General features: G+C 56.9%; 1 protein-coding gene. It reads left to right on the top strand.

Translation table 11 applies throughout. The features are described 5' to 3' along the window. Positions 1 to 43: 43 nt before the first annotated feature. Positions 44 to 792, top strand: a 749-nt coding sequence (locus J7438_RS28750) for a hypothetical protein (RefSeq protein WP_209278980.1), incomplete at its 3' end; no start/stop codon positions are given.

The raw sequence follows: 792 nt of genomic DNA, 5'->3' as shown, positions 1-792 counted from the left end.
TCAGACATTGTCATCCAGCACAATGGCCCGGATCTCACCGGAGATGACTTCGCAACTATCCCCTTCCCAAACACCAACAGCTCACCTTGAGGCGACCCCGTCGGCCATTGACGATCATGCTGATGCTCAGTCATCGTCGCCAACCATCGAACCGGATCACACCACCCAACCCGTTGCGACTCCGACCCCCTCCGTCACCGACAGTCACCCGTCGCAGATGGGCACGCAGGGCAAAAAACTGCTGAAACTTTATGCGGACCGGGGCCAGGTAATCCATGACGACTATACGCGGCAGATAAACGACATCAAAAATAACAATGTCCGGGCGATGCAGGCTATCGAGCGCAGTGGTGAAGAGATAACCATCAACGGCGGGAGTTATCTTGAATGGTCGCTTGAACGGCTGGTGTGCTGTGCCCACGGCCTGCGGGCCATGGACAAACTGCTCCGGGATAACTTCCTGACCATCAGCAGCCTTGGCCAGCAATGCATCAGCTATGATGCCAGCCGTGGCCTGACCACAAATCCGGAAGCTACCGGGGAAAACCCGGCCAGAGAGATCATTATCGACAACCTGGTCAACCGGTTCCTGAATATGTACTCACAGTTGGCACAAGCGCGGTCCGAGATAATCCTGGCCACCGGGTTTGCCAGGGAAGAAACCAGCGAGGCCGGGCTTTTCCATGGATTTAATGCCCGGGAAATGGACACCACGGTCAAGGCCCTGTTGCAGGGTTCCTCCGGGGTGTCCGCACCGTTTCGGGATGTTCTCCGGGGTTTGGCCAGCTCTCT

The sequence above is a fragment of the Thalassotalea sp. G20_0 genome, from assembly GCF_017744175.1.
GTDB lineage: Bacteria > Pseudomonadota > Gammaproteobacteria > Pseudomonadales > Endozoicomonadaceae > Endozoicomonas.
The sequence above is the reverse complement of the archived record's forward strand: the minus strand, read 5'-3'. Positions and strand labels throughout refer to the sequence as shown.